Consider the following 13,424-nt stretch of genomic DNA (forward strand, 5'->3'; position numbering starts at 1 on the left):
GCCTACGGCTCCGCCCTGCTGGCCGCCGGGATCGTGACCAAAATATACCAATAAACGTCCGCCTTCAGTCCTTGCCACGCGGCATAAAAAATCCGCCCTTTCGGGCGGTTTTTTACTGAGGGAATACGGCCTCTGCCTCACGAAATGTCCACCACCCCTTCCATCGACCCGGACTCACCCAGGTTGTCGCTCCAGAAAACTTTCAGCTTGTCGCCGTTCTTGGCGTCCTTGAGCCGGAATCCGAGCAGCGGGTCTTCAGAAATACCAGTGCCGGTACTTACCACCACGACCACCTTGCCGTTGAGTTCGACATTCACCTTCTGGATGAAATGCGGCGGGATTTTAGTGTTGGTGTTCTTATCGGTGCGCAGTCCGGTTTCCATCGGGTGCGTGATCAGTATCTGCAACTCCACCACGCCATCCTGCAAGCGGGTGCGCATTTTCATTTTGCGATCTGCCATTGAATCAATCCTCAACCGTTAACAATTAATAATACGAAACGAATCTCTCGCGGGCAACAATACCAGTCATGATAGACTTCATTGTCCGCGGCTTTGTTCCTTGCGTGCAAGAAATACAGTTAGCGCCGGTACCAGAAACAAAATCGCCGGCAATGAAAACAAATAACCCACTCCGACGGTAATAATTACTGGATGCAAGACAGCCACGGCGCCATTGGTAAACACAAGCGGTATCATGCCAGTGACGGTGACCAGGCTCAGCGCAAACAACGGGCGGAATTGATATTTGGCAACTCGTCGCAGTTTCTGTTGCCATGACAGATCCTGCCGACTCACTCCGGAAACGGATGCGGCGAATATCGCCGCCTGCCCTGCCGTGATGCCGATCAGGATTAATCCGCCCATCCATACCGCCGGTGACAGCGGCATGCCGGACAGCAGTAATACCGCGCCTGTTCCTGCCGCGACGCTGAAGGCGGTCAAGGCAATCATCGTCGCGGCACGCCATGATCGGTGCAACAACGCCTGTATGATGAACAAAAAAAACAGTGCTAATCCGAACATGGCGGAATCCTGGCTTCGGTTTGTTTCCACCATATTTCCGGAGTCTGCGAAGGAGAACCGGTAACCGGCGGGAAGTTTGTATTTTTCAAGCATTGCGTGTATCCGTTCCCCTGCCTGCTCTGGCGATACACCCTTGGCAGGCGATGCCATGATCTCGACTTCCGGAATTCCATGGCGTCGTCGAATCTGCGTCGGAGCAGGAACGTGTTCAACGCGGGCGACATCGCCCAGATGCACGGCTGGCCGGTCTTCCAGTTCGCCCAGGAGCAGAATCCGGTCCAAGGCAACGGCGTTACTGGATTCCTCCGGCGGCAGGCGCAGGCGAATATCATAGCGATGCTCGGCGTCGCGGAAATCCCCGGCCGGTATGCCGGAGAGCGCAATCGCCAGTGCTCTCCCGGCATCGGTGATTTCGATTCCCAGTTCTCGCGCACGATCTTCATCCATGCGCAGACTGAGTTCCTCGTGTGAAGCCTGCAAGCTGTGCCTTACTTCGCGCCAATCCGGCATGGAACGCAGTCGCTGTGCGATATCGTCGGCATACGTGGTCAAGCGTTCACGATCGGCTCCCTGAATGCGCACTACCACGGCTCCCGCATCGTCGGTCAGCGAAGCTTCCTGTCGTTTAAGGGAAAATACCGTCAACATCAGGGCCGCCAGAATAATTACCAAGATCAGCGCAATTGCGGGTTTCCGCAGCAGCCGCCGTAACAGGTTATCGTACGATTGGCGTATTCCGGCGATCCAGTGACCGACGGGGCCTTTTCTATGCTCCTTCCCATGACGACGGCGCTTGTCGAACGCCGAAACCAGCATCAGGGCGAACATGGCGGAGAGCAGCCAGGCGGCGCCAATAACGAGGACAAACTCCCGAAACACAAGGTTTATTCCGCCACTCACGAACAAAACCGGTAACAGCGCGGCGGGAAGAGCAGCCACCATGGCCATAATTGGACTTACCGTGATGGCACCGTGGTCCGCAGGGCGGCGAGTGTTTTCGAACAGCAGGATGGCGCTGCTGCCGAACAAACCCGCGCCCATCACCAGCCCCCCGAGCGTCATCACATCGAGCGTAAATCTCAACAGCGCCATCAATACAAAAGCCGCCAGCAACGAGGCAGCGATGACAACCCCAAGTAGTACGCTACGTCGTCCGCTGCGCAACAACAGGTACCCCGTAAACAGCACCAGTGCGACACCTGCCACGAGCGCCAAGGCGATACGCCCGAGTGATTGCCGCGCTTGAAGAAGTCTCGGCGAGAGAGGATGGATCTCGATGTCTTCGGGAATCAACCGGTTCGCGCGCATCCATTCTCCATGCGCCTGAATCCGTTCGACTACGTCCGACATGACCGCCCGCGCCTGACTGTGGACAGTAACTTTAACGGCTTCTCTGCCGTCAAAATGGAAATGCTCTGGCCTCGCCCCTTCGCCGAGCGTTACCGTGGCGATTTCGGAGAGCGAGACGCTTTCGCCGTCAGGCAGGATCACCGGTAGCGCCGCCACGGCGGCGGCACCACCCGATTGCATCGCCACGTGGCGGCCGTGGCTCTTTGCCGGCGGACGCCGAACCGCGGTATCCGTCGCGGGGGGCTTGCGGATCGCCTGCAACAGATCGCCGAACGAAAGCCCGTATCCCGCCAACCGCCGCTGATCCGGCATCACCAGGATTTCGCGCACCGCGCCGCCTTGCACGTCAACCGTGGACACGCCTGGCAACTCGCGGAGCTTTCTGGCGAACTCATCCTGGACCCAATCACGCAATGCCAGCGGGTCGCGCGCGTTCGACGTTACGACAAATTCCGCTGCGATGGACGATGCGTCCACAATGGAAACACCTGGCGGCTCCACCGAAGCGGGCCAGAATGACTTGGCCCGATCGAGCCGGACAGCCGCATCCTGCTGCGCGGCGTCGATATCGCGCCGGTGTTTCAACCGCATATCAATGACGGCGCCACCCGACTCGGTAACCGACTCGATACTTGACACGCCCACGGTCCCGGTAAGCATCTGTTCCAAACGGCGAGTAATTTTCTCCTCGATCACCGACGCGCTCACGCCCGGTACCGAAACCCGCACAAGCAAGTGCGGCGCCTCATGCGCGGGCAACAGATCGATCGGAAGACGGCCGAGCGCGAAAAATCCCGACAACAAAACAGTCAGCGTGGCGAGGACAACAAGCAACCGATGTCGCGAAGACGGACGAACGGCGGCCGGGGGCATGCGCCGCGTATTCCTTTAATCCTGCGCGCGTGCGAGAGTCAGAAGAGGCTCGAGCTCGGCGAGCGCACGCTGGTACACTTCGCGCTTGAAACTGATGATGTGCTCAAGCGGTCTCCAGTATTCGATCCAGCACCACTCGTCGAATTCTGGCCGCTCGCACAGATCGAGCCGCACGTCAGCATCGCACCCCAGATGACGCAACAGGAACCAGATCTGTTTCTGGCCCCGGAAGGCGCTGTTCGGGTTGCGGCGGCGATAATCGTCGGGAATATCGTAATGCAGCCAGTCGCGGGTTCGTCCCAGTATCTCGACATGCGACGGAACGAGGCCGACCTCTTCGCGCAGCTCGCGGTACATGGCGGCCTCGATGGCTTCCTTCAGACGGATGCCGCCCTGCGGAAACTGCCAGCCGTCCTGGCCACAGCGCCGCGCCCAGAAAACCTGGTTGTGGCCATTGCACAGGATAATGCCCACGTTGGGGCGGTAACCGTGTTCGTCTATCATTACAATTCCACAAAAACCGAAATACGATGAGAACTTAGGGTGATTTTTCCACGAAGCCGCGGCGGCGGCAATGCTGGGCGCATAAGCGGTTGTTGCATCGGTATCGTGCTGCTGACCGGCGCGCTGGGTCTCTACGGCTGCGCTTCGCCGCCCCGTATCCCCGCCAATATCGTCCTGCGGGATGTTCACAACAACGGTTACACACTTGCCTTCGACAGCCGCTCGGAAACCCTGGCGAGCGGAGGATCGGAGGGCCGCATCCGCCTGTGGCGCTTGCCGGACGGGAAGGAACTCTCCGGCTGGAAAGCGCACACCGATTCGTTGCAGGGGCTTGTGTTTCTCGACCACGACCGCGAATTGCTCTCCGCCGCCTACGATGGCTCACTCGCACGCTGGACGCGCAACGGAACGCTGCTGAAACGCCTGAACACACCGGCACCGGTCACCAGCATGGCGGCGGATGAAGCCGCCAATCTCGTCGTTACCGGACACAGCGACGGACATGTACGCCTGTGGCGGCTCGCGGATCTTTCTCTCTTGCGCGACCTGCATCCACATCGCGGTGCGGTGCGCGCGGTGGCCTATCATGCCGCCACCAACCAACTGGCCTCGAGCGGAACCGATGGACGCGTGTTTTACTGGCGAGCACGCGAGGAACCGCGCCCATTGCCCTCTCCACCCACGGACGCACAGGACCTGGCCTTCGCGCCCGACGGGACTTTTCTCATGGGTAGCGGCTGGTTCAATCTGTTCCGTTGGCAGCTCGATAACGGTGGCCTGCAGATACTACCGACGGTGCATCACGGCATCGTCAAGTCGATCAGCTTCAGTCGCGACGGCCGGACGCTGGCGAGCATCGGCCGTCAAACTGACAGCGCGGTATACCTGCTCGATGCCCAGACCGGCGTCGTGCTGAAGCGTTTTCAGCCGCATGAACTGTGCGGAAGTGTCGTGCGTCTCTCGCCCGACGGGCGCTATCTCGCCTCCACTTCCGACGACGCGAGCGTATACATCTGGGACCTGCAGCACCCGCTGCCGGAACAGACTTTCTTCTCAAAATAAAATATATTGCACCGCCAAGAAAGCAAGAAACATGAAATATCTCTCGCAAGAATTCTCCCGATACCCTTGGCGTCTTGGCGGTTTAATTTTATTAAACAGGATTTAATCTTGAGCCTCGCTATCTTCGACCTCGACAACACGCTGCTGCGCGGCGACAGCGATCACGCGTGGGGACGGTTCCTGATCGAGAATCACGTTGTCGATGGCGCGGAGTACGAGCGCGAAAACGAACGTTACTACGCCCAGTATCAGGCGGGCACGCTCGATATCATGGAGTTTCTCGCGTTCGCCTTGAAACCGCTCGCCGCCCACGACCGCGCCAGCCTGGATAGCTGGCACCGGCAGTACATGCAGACCAAGATTCTGCCCATGATCACACCCGCCGCCCGCGCGCTCGTGAACCTGCACCGCGCTCACGGCGATACACTCGTCATCATCACCGCGACCAACCGCTTCGTCACAGAACCGATCGCATGGGAGTTCAATATTCCGCACCTCATCGCCACCGAACCGGAGGAGCGCGACGGGCGCTTTACCGGCAGGGTCGCGGGCACGCCCTGCTACCGCGAAGGCAAGGTAACGCGGCTGAAGAGCTGGATGCAGGAACAGGGGCAGACATTGCAGGACAGCTGGTTCTACAGCGATTCGCACAACGATCTGCCGTTGCTTTCCATCGTCGACCACCCGGTGGCGGTCAATCCCGACGATATCCTGCGGCGCGAGGCGCAGCAGCGCGGCTGGCAGATTCTGCCCCTGCGCTGAGTGAATCGCCCATGAACCGCCGCCTGCCGATCACGCTCCTGCTGCTGGCGGCGGCGCCATTAAGCCTGTGGTTTGCTCTGTCCCAGGGCAGCCTGAACATTGCGGCGACGGAACTGTGGCGGGCGCTGCTCGGCAACCACGACAACGCCACGGTGTATCTGGTCATACACGAATTGCGTCTCCCGCGCGCGCTCGCGGCTTTCGCCGTGGGCGGACTGCTGGCGCTCTCGGGCGCATTGCTGCAAGTGCTGTTGCGCAATCCGCTCGCGGATCCCTATGTGCTCGGCATCTCGGGCGGCGCGGCGGTCGCGACGCTGCTATCGATGCTGGCCGGTCTCGGCGCCGGATGGTTGCGTGGTAACGCCTTCCTCGGCGCCATGCTTTCCATGCTCATCGTCTTCGGCTTAAGCCGCGCCGGTGCCGCCTGGACGCAGAATCGTCTGCTGCTCACCGGCGTGGTGGTCGCCGCCGGCTGGGGCGCCGTGATCAGCCTGATTCTGGCCGTGGCGCCGGCAGCACAGGTTCAAGGAATGCTCTTCTGGCTGATCGGCGATCTGAGTTACGCTTCTCAACCCGGAGTGGCGATTACTGCCCTGGTGATCGGTCTCGCGGTGTCCCTGTGGCTCGCGCGCCCGCTCAATCTGCTCATGCGCGGCGAAAATGTCGCCGCCACGCTGGGAGAGAATCCGGCGCGGCTGCGCCTTATGATTTATCTCCTGGCCTCGCTGCTGACGGCCATGGCGGTCACACTGGCGGGAAGCATAGGGTTCGTGGGTTTGATCATTCCCCATATATTAAGGTTGGCCGGCGGCTCCGATCACCGTTTTCTGCTGCCCGCGAGCGTCCTGTTCGGCGGCGGATTTCTGACGGTGGCCGATACCCTGGCACGCAGTGGGGCGGCACCCATGCAGCTCCCGGTCGGCGTGCTCACCGCCCTGCTGGGCGTCCCGGTGTTTCTTTTTCTTCTCGCCCGAACGCGCTGATGCTACGCACAGACCGCCTGACACTGCGCATCGCCGATCGCACTCTGTGCAATCGGCTCGATGTCGGTTTCAACGACGGCGAGAACTGGGTAATCCTCGGAGCAAATGGCAGCGGCAAGACAACGCTGCTGCACGCGCTCGCCGGCCTGCGCGAACCGGATCAAGGTGACGTCCTTCTCGACAACGTTCCCGTAAGCGCTATCCCGCATCGTCAGCGCGCGCGACGGTTGGGCGTGCTGTTTCAGGATTTCGAATCGGCATTCCCGGCCACGGTGCTCGAGACCGTGCTGACCGGTCGTTACCCGCGCCTGGAACGCTGGCAGTGGGAAAGCGCGGAGGATTATCGCGCGGCCGAAACCGCGCTCGAGACCGTCGAACTCGCCGGTTTTGCCCAGCGGCCGCTCGCCACCCTGTCGGGCGGCGAGCGGCGGCGCGTCGAAATAGCCGCCCTGCTTACCCAAGATGCGCCCATTTGCCTGTTGGACGAGCCGACAAACCACCTCGACCTGCGTCACCAGATCCGGATGCTGGAAATGCTGGCCAGCCGTGCACATCGGCCAGGCCACCTGAACATTATTGTTCTACACGACGTTAATCTCGCCGCGCGCTTTGGCACCCATGGCATCCTGCTGTTCGACGATGGCGAATGCCTCCATGGACCGCTGGGCGACATACTCGCGCGCCCGAACCTCGAGCGGCTGTATCACTGCCGCCTGCGCGAAATTCACGCCGATGGCGCCCGATGGTATCTGCCCGACTAACGCCCAGTGTCCGAGGCGCATGCTCTTTCGGCGGTGGCGGCCGGTGCGACTCATTGAACGTTGCCTCATGTGACGGCCCGGCGTACTCCCTTCGAAGGAGCTTCGCCTCGGAAGGGAGTCGCCCTGCGCCTCGGGATCCGGCGGCTAGTGCCAAAGTGGATTAAAAAAGGGCCGGCCGTTATACTTCCGGCCACTCGCAGCGGTACTTAATAATAGAGGATGGGGCACGCGCATTGGGATTGAGTCGTCTGCTTGAATCCGCGCCGGGGCATGGGCTCCCTGTCCGTCCTTTGCATCTCCTTTTCCCGGCGGTGACGTACCTATGATGCGTCTACGGCTTTTCCCACGAACGTTGCGTGCGCGGATCGCCGCCTCCTTCTCCATCCTTTTATTGCTTACCGCCGCCGTCGTCACTCTCGCTTTCGCGCGCCAGGCGGCCCACACCCATCTTGAGGCACAACAACAACTGGCCCAGAACCTGATGGTGTTCGTCGAGCCGGCCGTGCGTGGCATGGTGGCAAATTATGATGTCACGGGGCTGGACAATTACATGCAAAAAATTGCCGCCGACCCCGCGATCGCCTCGATCCGCATCGTCGACGAAAGCGGCGGCTCCCTGCTGTACCAGCATCAGGGTGACATGGAGCCGGCCAGCGGGATGTCGCGGATACTGGCGGGTGTTTCCGGCGCAAGCCCGCTGCTCAAATCGGAAATTACCGTCAACGGCGTAAGGGTCGGGCGCCTCGAAGCACTGCTATCGTACGCACCGCTCAATCAAAGCATACGGCACGTGATCATTGTCGGCAGCGCGTTGACCGCGATCGTGCTGGCCGTGGCTTTCCTGCTCGCATATCTGCTGCTAACCCGTTTTACCGCGCCGCTCCGGCCGCTCATGGAATGGGCGCGCGAATTCGCCCACGGTAACTGGCATCCGCGCGTGAAACTGATCGAGTCGGGCAGCCGTGAAATCCAGGAACTCAACCAGGCGTTCACCGACGGCTCGGCCACGATGCGGCACTATATTCAAAGCCTCGAAGAAACACGCGAGCTGCTCGAATACAGTGAAACGCGCCTGCGAAAACTCGTCAACAGCATGCACGAAATCCTGTTCGAGCTCGATGCCGACGGCCGCATCATCTTCCTCAACCCGGCTTGGCAGGCCCTGACCGGTTTTGCCGCGGAAGAATCGCTCGGAAAATCTTTCAGCGATTTTCTTCTGGGCGAGGACGCCATCCGCGACTTCGAGGCCAACGCGCTCCCGCGCCTGCACGAGAAAAACCGCGAGATCTCGCTGCGCTCGGCGAATGGCAAGCACTTGTGGATGAGTCTCGATGCCGATGCCCAAACTGACTCGGCGGGAAATTTTACCGGTATCATCGGCACGTTCAGTGATATCACCAGGAGTGTTGAACTCAACCACCTGCTGAGCCGGTATCAGGACGAGCTGTATCACCTGTCTGTCACCGATCCGTTGACCGGTCTCTACAACCGCCGCCACTTCGACAGCCAGCTGGAAGTTATCTTGTCGGATCATTTGCCGAAGAACATGCCGGTGTGTCTGCTGCTCATCGATCTCGACGGCTTCAAATTCATCAACGACACCTACGGCCATCCTTTCGGCGACGAGGTGCTGCGCACCACCGCCCAATTGCTCAAGCAGCAGGTGCGGCGCAACGACTACATCGCGCGCCTGGCGGGCGATGAATTCGCCATGGTGCTCAAGAACACCGACATCGAAAACGCCACGCGAATCGCGCAGAAACTCCACGACTGCATCGGCGATACGCGCATCCCGTTGCCGGTGGGGCACATGCAGCTTCAGTCCTCCATGGGCGTGGCCGAGGCACCGACGCACGGAGCCAACGCCCAGGACCTGGTGAGCGCCGCGGATGTCGCGCTCTACCACAGCAAACGCGGAGGCCGCAATCGCATCGAGGTGCTGTCACCGGATATCAGCCGGGCTGTAATGTCGATCTTCAGCCAGGGGTTCCAGTTGCGTAATGCGATCGAACAGGGACACATCCATCCCGCCTTTCAGCCTATCTGCAATCTCAAGAACGGAGTTCCGATGGCCTACGAAGTCCTGGCGCGCATGCGTGTCAATGGTCTGGTGATCCAGGCAAAGGACTTCATCACGGTGGCGGAGGAGCTGGGACTGACGCGTGAGGTGGACCTGCACGTCATCGGTCAGGCGCTGTTGCTAACGCCCTCGGAACATGCCTTGTTTCTCAACGTGGATATCTCTTCTTTCAACGACAAGGAATTTGTGCAGGATCTGAGCAAGTTGCTCAAACCGGCCTGTGCCGATGGACGCTCGATTACCATCGAGATCACCGAACGCGAGACCATTCCCTTGTGCGACAGTCTGCATCAGGATATCCAGACCCTGCGCGCCCTCGGTTGCAAGTTGGCGCTCGACGATTTCGGCAGCGGTTATTCCACGTATAACTTCCTCAACCAGTTCCGACCGGATTACCTCAAAATCGAGGGCTCATTCGTGCGCGGCATGATGCAAAACGAAGCCGACCGCAAGATTGTGACCCATATTCACGAACTGGCCTCCTCCTTTGGGATGCAAACCATCGCTGAAAGCGTGGAAGACGCCGCGACTGAACACGCGCTTCAGGAAATCGGGATTTGCAATGCCCAGGGCCTGTTCTATGGCGCTCCGCGTCTGGTTTCCTGATCCTGCCCTGGTTATCTACCAGTGACATTTTGGACGATATCAATTAAAATCATTGATCTTTATATGCAATAATAACGATGGAAAGTTTCTCCAATTTGAGAAGAATAGGCGCCCGGCTGCTTGATGTTGTCTTGAATTACCATTTACCATTCACGGTTTAATTAAATCTTAACAAGGAAGCTTAACTTTATGAAAAAGTACTCGATTCTGCTTGCCGCACTGTTGGCCATGACGGCAGTAACTGCCTGTGAGAAAAAGGAACAGAAGGTTGTCGCCCCGGCACCTGCACCAATGGCCCCGGCTGCCCCGGCGGCAGATGCTCCCAAACCGGCGGAAGCTGCTCCGGCGGCCCCTGCTGCTCCTGCTGCCCCCGAGAAGAAGTAAGGCTGACAAGATTCAGTTATCAGCTGCATATAAAAAGCCGGCCTTCGGGCCGGCTTTTTTATTTCCGCGTCGTGAACGAAAACATTACGGCATGGTTTCATCGCTTCCTGCATATCCGCGCCATAATTACAAGTGTCGTCAATCATTGACACATCTTCCGCCGCTTCATATATTGCACGAGAGCATGTAGCTCAATAGCTTCAGGTGTTTCCCGGAATTTTCATTCCGGGAGATGAAACGGGAAGCCGGTGCGCCCATCGAGAAATTTCGGCGGACTATTCCGGCGCTGCCCCCGCAACGGTAAACGAGTTAAGGCGAATCAAGCGCCACTGTACGACCTCAATCGCGTGCGATTAAGGTCCGACGGGAAGGCGATTCGCCGGGTCAACCCACTCGTGAGCCCGGAGACCGGCCTGAGGTTACCCATATGGTGTCGCGGAGGGCGGCGCGGGCGGCCATGGCCTCGCGCCTTCCGCTTCTCCCCTTCCTCCGCACATTTACACCAACCCCTGCGCGGGTGCGCGCGGTTTGCGGAGAAAAAAGTGAAACCGGTACCCTGCTTTCTCGCCGCTTTGCTGGCGATCAACAATTTTTCAACACCCGCCGAAGCGGAAGAGCCTGACCTGAATGCGGTGATAGTCACGGCGACACGCACCGCCCAGACCGTCGATGAGGCGCTCGCCGCGGTTACGGTGATCACACGCGAGGACATGCAGCGCAGTCAGGCTCACTCGGTACCCGAGTTGCTCCGCGACGTGGCCGGCATCGACGTCGCTACCCAGGGTGGTGACGGAAAGCTCACTTCGGTGTTCATGCGCGGGACAAACTCCAACCATGTGCTCGTATTGGTAGATGGGGTCAAGGTTGGTAACGCCACCAGCGGTAGTGTTGCATGGGAATTCATGCCTCTCGATGAAATTGAGCGAGTCGAAATCGTGCGTGGCCCGCGTTCGGCGCTCTACGGCTCGGAGGCGATCGGCGGAGTGATCCAGATCTTTACACGCTCAGGAACAACAACCACGCAGCCGCGCGCATCGTTGACGGCCGGTTCGCATTCATTCAACGACACCACGATCGGGATATCCGGCGCCAGCCAGGGAACGCGTTATAACCTCTCAGCCAGCCGTCTTGCCACGCGCGGTATCAATGCCACCCAGCCGGCCATCGGTTTCGATGAACCAGACCGAGATGGTTATCACAATAACGCATATAGTCTGCGACTCGATCAGCGCCTGGCCGAACATATCGAACTCGATATAAACGGCTCGCACGCCAGCGGTGACACCGAGTACGACAGTTACCCGGGGTTCAATAACGAAGACCACTTTACCCAGGAGATCGCCGGCGCAAAGTTGCGTATTGAGCCGTTTCAGGAGTGGATCAGCACCGTCGCTCTGGGTCACAACCTTGACGACCGAAACAGTTTTCGCGCCGATGGCCTGAGCGCACCGGAACAGTTTATGACCACACGACGCAGCGTTTCATGGCAGAATGACTTCTCGATAGGCACACAACAGCTGCTGACGCTTGGTTACGACCGTTACGAAGATCAGGTAACCAGCACCACCACCTATACCCAAACCAGTCGCGAAACTCATGGCACATTCGGCCAATATCAGGTCGGCTTTGGCGCCCAAGATCTTAATCTCGGCTACCGGCGTGATCACAATGAACAATTCGGCAACCATGACACCGGCAGCATCGCTTGGGGTCTCAAGCTGGCTAAGAACCTGCGTATGTACGCTTCCTATGGAACGGCGTTCCACGCTCCGACATTCAATGATCTGTACTACAGCTCCCCTTTCTTTCAAGGCAACCCCAATTTGCAGCCGGAGGAATCGAAGAGCAGTGAACTCGGTTTGAAAGGCAATAACGGAAAGACAAACTGGCAGTTGTCGGCCTATCGCACCGATATCGACAATCTCATCGGCTACGATGTCGCCACCAACACTGTCCAGAACGTCAACAAGGCACGTATAGATGGAATGGAAGCTGAAGCAAACACCGTACTCGATGCCTGGCGCTTGAGTGGATCGATTACCCTGGCCAGCCCGCGCGATGTCGCCACGGGTAACGTATTAGCCCGCCGCAGCCGCCGATCCGCGCACTTCTCCGTGGACCGGCGCCTGGAAGAAATCGAGGTCGGCGTAGAAGCCATCGCCGAGGGCGCACGCTATGATGATGCCTCCAACAACGTGCCAATCGCGGGTTACGGTCTGATCAACCTGCGCGCCCGTTATTATATGGCGCGCGACTGGCAGATCCAGGCGCGCATTGAAAACATGCTCGACAAGGATTACCAGACCGTGGCGAACTACAACTCGCCAGGTCGTGGTTATTTCATGGGCGTGTCATACCAGCCGCAACGATGAACAGCAACGTCAACGCCACCCCTGAAATCACCAACGCGCGCCTTGTGCGATGTGCGGCACTGTCGCTCGCGTTACACTTGGCCCTGCTCGCACCCTGGCCATTCGCACCGAGATTAACCGGTCAGCACGAGACCGTGCTTTCCATATCGCTTGTGCCCGATACGCGCCAATCGCGTCCCGCCCGGCTCTCCCCGCACTACAAGTCAACACCGGCGGTGACGTCATCCGCGGATAACGCGCGTCCTCTGCTTGAACGCACGGATACGGCTTCTATCACGGCAGAACAGGCTGTTCCATCGCACTCCTCGCCGACCACGACGGCGGTAACTAGCGACGTGAACGACGGAACCGGCCAAGATAGCGGCGCATCACAGGCGCGCATCCGTGCCCTGCTACTCGCCGACCTGGCGCGCTACTTCGATTATCCGCTGGTCGCGAGGGCGCGTGGCTGGCAAGGTACCGTGCTGTTGGGATTGCGCGTGGAGTCCGACGGGCGCCTTGACCAGGTACACATTGAAAATAGTTCTGGCTATGCCGTTCTGGACCGATCGGCGTTAAACTCTGTCAACCGGCTGGGCTATATCAGCGAAGCCGTTGCCTGGCTCAATGGCCGCAGCCACGACATTCAGTTGCCTGTGATCTACCGGCTGGTGGAGAACTGA

At 59.3% G+C, this 13,424-nt stretch carries 11 protein-coding genes and 1 riboswitch; of the genes, 7 read left to right on the forward strand and 4 right to left on the reverse strand.

Translation table 11 applies throughout. From position 1 onward, the window contains the following. Window positions 1-137: 137 nt before the first annotated feature. The 3 genes from soxZ to WB402_RS02830 form a co-directional block, all read right to left on the reverse strand. The gene (gene soxZ / locus WB402_RS02820) at window positions 138-461 is read right to left on the reverse strand and encodes a thiosulfate oxidation carrier complex protein SoxZ (protein WP_424205401.1); all 324 of its coding nucleotides are present in this window, start codon (window positions 459-461) and stop codon (window positions 138-140) included. A 78-nt stretch (window positions 462-539) separates the two neighbouring features. Next, window positions 540-3,248, reverse strand: coding sequence for an efflux RND transporter permease subunit (locus WB402_RS02825; protein WP_424205402.1), 2,709 nt, complete (start codon window positions 3,246-3,248; stop codon window positions 540-542). A 15-nt stretch (window positions 3,249-3,263) separates the two neighbouring features. Further along, window positions 3,264-3,752 carry an RNA pyrophosphohydrolase gene (locus WB402_RS02830; RefSeq protein WP_424205403.1) on the reverse strand — a complete coding sequence of 163 codons (489 nt, stop codon included), beginning with the start codon at window positions 3,750-3,752 and terminating at the stop codon, window positions 3,264-3,266. Between the two features lie 39 nt (window positions 3,753-3,791). On the opposite strand from WB402_RS02830, the gene WB402_RS02835 reads away from it, so the two are divergent. The 5 genes from WB402_RS02835 (at window position 3,792) to WB402_RS02855 (ending at window position 10,006) form a co-directional block, all read left to right on the forward strand. Beyond that, the gene (locus WB402_RS02835; protein ID WP_424205404.1) at window positions 3,792-4,814 is read left to right on the forward strand and encodes a WD40 repeat domain-containing protein; all 1,023 of its coding nucleotides are present in this window, start codon (window positions 3,792-3,794) and stop codon (window positions 4,812-4,814) included. Between the two features lie 108 nt (window positions 4,815-4,922). Beyond that, complete coding sequence (locus WB402_RS02840) at window positions 4,923-5,576, forward strand: HAD family hydrolase (RefSeq protein ID WP_424205405.1); 654 nt, start codon at window positions 4,923-4,925, stop codon at window positions 5,574-5,576. A gap of 11 nt (window positions 5,577-5,587) precedes the next feature. Continuing rightward, entirely contained in the window at window positions 5,588-6,559 is a 972-nt protein-coding gene (locus WB402_RS02845) for a FecCD family ABC transporter permease (RefSeq protein ID WP_424205406.1), read from the forward strand. Further along, window positions 6,559-7,320: an ABC transporter ATP-binding protein gene (locus tag WB402_RS02850; RefSeq protein WP_424205407.1), complete on the forward strand. Its 762-nt coding sequence runs from the start codon at window positions 6,559-6,561 to the stop codon at window positions 7,318-7,320. Before WB402_RS02845 ends, WB402_RS02850 begins: the two co-directional genes overlap by 1 nt. Window positions 7,321-7,642: 322 nt before the next feature. Further along, window positions 7,643-10,006: a putative bifunctional diguanylate cyclase/phosphodiesterase gene (locus WB402_RS02855; protein WP_424205408.1), complete on the forward strand. Its 2,364-nt coding sequence runs from the start codon at window positions 7,643-7,645 to the stop codon at window positions 10,004-10,006. Between the two features lie 161 nt (window positions 10,007-10,167). Here WB402_RS02855 and WB402_RS02860 read toward each other — a convergent pair whose 3' ends face one another. After that, window positions 10,168-10,536, reverse strand: a complete 369-nt coding sequence (locus WB402_RS02860; RefSeq protein WP_424205409.1) for a hypothetical protein — start codon at window positions 10,534-10,536, stop codon at window positions 10,168-10,170. A 39-nt stretch (window positions 10,537-10,575) separates the two neighbouring features. Next, window positions 10,576-10,821, forward strand: a riboswitch (cobalamin riboswitch). Window positions 10,822-10,962: 141 nt separating this feature from the next. Here WB402_RS02860 and btuB point away from each other — a divergent pair. Both btuB and WB402_RS02870 read left to right on the forward strand, forming a co-directional pair. Continuing rightward, window positions 10,963-12,762: a TonB-dependent vitamin B12 receptor gene (btuB, locus tag WB402_RS02865; RefSeq protein ID WP_424205410.1), complete on the forward strand. Its 1,800-nt coding sequence runs from the start codon at window positions 10,963-10,965 to the stop codon at window positions 12,760-12,762. Next, window positions 12,759-13,424 (forward strand): energy transducer TonB, encoded by a 666-nt coding sequence (locus tag WB402_RS02870; protein ID WP_424205411.1) that lies wholly within the window; start codon window positions 12,759-12,761, stop codon window positions 13,422-13,424. The genes btuB and WB402_RS02870 overlap by 4 nt, the downstream gene beginning before the upstream one ends.

It is taken from the genome of Sulfuricaulis sp. (genome assembly GCF_049587675.1).
GTDB lineage: Bacteria > Pseudomonadota > Gammaproteobacteria > Acidiferrobacterales > Sulfurifustaceae > Sulfuricaulis.

What these genes read in the sequence shown, in the direction of transcription:
- soxZ (WP_424205401.1), bottom strand. Translation starts at nt 461, where the DNA reads ATGGCAGATCGCAAAATGAAAATGCGCACCCGCTTGCAGGATGGCGTG.
- WB402_RS02825 (WP_424205402.1), bottom strand. Translation starts at nt 3,248, where the DNA reads ATGCCCCCGGCCGCCGTTCGTCCGTCTTCGCGACATCGGTTGCTTGTT.
- WB402_RS02830 (WP_424205403.1), bottom strand. Translation starts at nt 3,752, where the DNA reads ATGATAGACGAACACGGTTACCGCCCCAACGTGGGCATTATCCTGTGC.
- WB402_RS02845 (WP_424205406.1), top strand. Translation starts at nt 5,588, where the DNA reads ATGAACCGCCGCCTGCCGATCACGCTCCTGCTGCTGGCGGCGGCGCCA.
- WB402_RS02850 (WP_424205407.1), top strand. Translation starts at nt 6,559, where the DNA reads ATGCTACGCACAGACCGCCTGACACTGCGCATCGCCGATCGCACTCTG.
- WB402_RS02855 (WP_424205408.1), top strand. Translation starts at nt 7,643, where the DNA reads ATGATGCGTCTACGGCTTTTCCCACGAACGTTGCGTGCGCGGATCGCC.
- WB402_RS02860 (WP_424205409.1), bottom strand. Translation starts at nt 10,536, where the DNA reads ATGATTGACGACACTTGTAATTATGGCGCGGATATGCAGGAAGCGATG.
- WB402_RS02870 (WP_424205411.1), top strand. Translation starts at nt 12,759, where the DNA reads ATGAACAGCAACGTCAACGCCACCCCTGAAATCACCAACGCGCGCCTT.